Origin of the sequence: Cellulomonas biazotea (assembly GCF_004306155.1) — a bacterium.
In the GTDB taxonomy this organism is placed as follows: Bacteria; Actinomycetota; Actinomycetes; order Actinomycetales; family Cellulomonadaceae; genus Cellulomonas; species Cellulomonas biazotea.
In genome coordinates, this window is sequence record NZ_BIMR01000246.1 from 1 (window position 1) to 2,053 (window position 2,053).

At 77.2% G+C, this 2,053-nt stretch carries 3 protein-coding genes; 1 reads left to right on the forward strand and 2 read right to left on the reverse strand.

The annotated features are described in order from the left end of the window. Positions 1 to 520: FAD-dependent oxidoreductase (locus tag CBZ_RS15275; protein WP_246013457.1), on the reverse strand; the 520-nt coding region annotated here is incomplete at its 3' end. Between the two features lie 36 nt (positions 521 to 556). Here CBZ_RS15275 and CBZ_RS15280 point away from each other — a divergent pair. Then, the gene (locus tag CBZ_RS15280) at positions 557 to 964 is read left to right on the forward strand and encodes a DUF3017 domain-containing protein (RefSeq protein WP_130782370.1); all 408 of its coding nucleotides are present in this window, start codon (positions 557 to 559) and stop codon (positions 962 to 964) included. A 129-nt stretch (positions 965 to 1,093) separates the two neighbouring features. On the opposite strand, the gene CBZ_RS15285 is transcribed toward CBZ_RS15280, so the two are convergent. After that, positions 1,094 to 2,053 (reverse strand): aquaporin (locus CBZ_RS15285; RefSeq protein ID WP_174768686.1); only part of this gene is annotated, 960 nt, incomplete at its 5' end.

Sequence of the window (2,053 nt, forward strand, 5' to 3'; positions counted from 1 at the left end):
CCTCGGCGCCGATCCACCCGGCCCCGACGACGACGAGACGGCGCCCCGCCCCGACGACGGCGCGCAGCGTGTCGGCGTCGGCCGCGGTGTGCAGCGTGAGCGCCGCCTCCCAGCCCGCGGGCCGGACGGCGCGTGCGCCGGTCGCGACGACCAGCGCGTCGGCGGTCACCTCGCCGTCGTCGGTCGCGACCGCGACGTCGGTCCCGGTGACGCGCACGCCGCGCGCGGGCCGGTCCAGGTGCACCTCGTCGGCGACCGCGGTCAGGTCGACGCCGATCTCGTCGGTGAGCCACGTGGGTGCCGTGCGGTCCAGCAGGTGCTTCGACAGGGGTGGTCGGTCGTAGGGGGCGACGCCCTCCGCGCCCAGGACGGTGACCCGGCCCGCGTACCCGCGGTCACGCAGCGCGGCGACGGTCTGGGTCGCGGCGAGGCCGGCGCCCACGACGACGACGTCACGCGGGACCGCACCCACCTCGCGCGCGTCCTGGGGCTCGGGCGGTGCGGGGGGCCAGGACGTCACCCGCGCAACGGTAGTCTCCCGTCGGGAGGCTGATCGATGGTGCAGGAGCAGGTGGGACGCGCGATCCCGTGGCCGGAGCTGCCCGGTCCCGCGGGCGACCCCGCGGGCGTGGCGCCGGCGTCGGGCCCGATCCCGGTCGAGGAGCAGCCGCTCGACCCGCGCGCGATCGCCCGTGCGTCCCTCGACGCGTCCCGCAACGCGTCGCTGTGGTGGACGAGCGCGGGGGTCGTCGTCTCGCTGCTCGTCGCGTTCGTCGTGGGCGCCCGTGCCGGTGCGTACACGCTGGCCGCGGTCCTCGCGGCGTGCGGGGTGGTCCGGGCTGCCTGGCCGTCCCCGGGCCCGGTTGCCGTGCACGTGCGCGCGAAGCCCCTCGACCTGCTCTTCCTGTTCGGCGGTGCGGCCTCGTTGGCCTTCCTCGCCTACTCGATGCCCGGCGGCGACTGACGCCTGCCCGGCCGGTCGGCGTTGAACCGGGGGACGACCGGCGTCCGCGCGGGACCGCACGGGACCTGACGCGCGGACGCCCCGGGACCCGTGGGCCCCGGGGCGTCCGTCAGCGCGGCGCGCGGCGCGTCACGCCTGGCGTGCGCGGTCCTCCACGACGAGGACGTCGTCGGTCGTGACGTAGACGTCGTCCTCCTCGAACAGGTTGTCCTCGACGGGCTCCGACGCGAAGGCGCGGTAGACGAGCGCGGCGATCGCGGCACCGAGCAGCGGCGCCGCCCAGAACAGCCAGACCTGCTCGAACGCCCAGCCGTCGGAGAAGATCGCCGCGGCGACGGACCGGGCCGGGTTGAGCGACCCGTTGGTGACGGGCGTCGCGACGAGCAGGAGCGCCGTCAGGGCGAGGCCGATCGCGACGGGCGCGGCGCCCGACGTCGAGCGGCGGTCCGTCACGCCGAGGATGATGCCGACGAACACCGCGGTCACGACGAGCTCGATGAGCCCGGCGCCGATCCAGGAGAAGCCCTCGCCGGCCTGCGCGGCGATCGGGGAGTGGGCCTCGAAGCCGTTGGCGGTCGACGAGAAGAAGCCCCGCTCCTGCCCCTCGAGCGCGGGGAGCGTCGTGACGACGACGAACAGCACGGCGGCCGCCGCGGCGGCACCCACGAGCTGGGCGAGCCAGTACGGCAGGACGTCCTTCCACGACGTGCGGCCCGCGAGCGCGGCGCCGAACGTCACGGCGGGGTTGAAGTGGCCGCCTGAGACGTGGCCGACGGCGGCGATGCCCGCGAACAGCGCGACGCCGAACGCGAGCGCGACGGCGAGGGCGCCCGCGCCGGTCACCGCGGCGTACAGGGCGGTGCCGACACCGCCGAGGACGAGGACGAACGTGCCGAACGTCTCGGCGCCGACCCGCGCGAGCAGACCGGGGCCGGTCGCGACGACCGTCCCGGCGGGCACGACGTACGCCTCGACGTCGTCCTCGACGGCCGGGGTCTCGACGGGGGCCTCGACCGGCGCGGGCTCCGCGGGTGCCGCGAACCCGGCCGGCGCGACGGGCGCGGGCGGCTCCGGGGCGGGCGCGGCGGC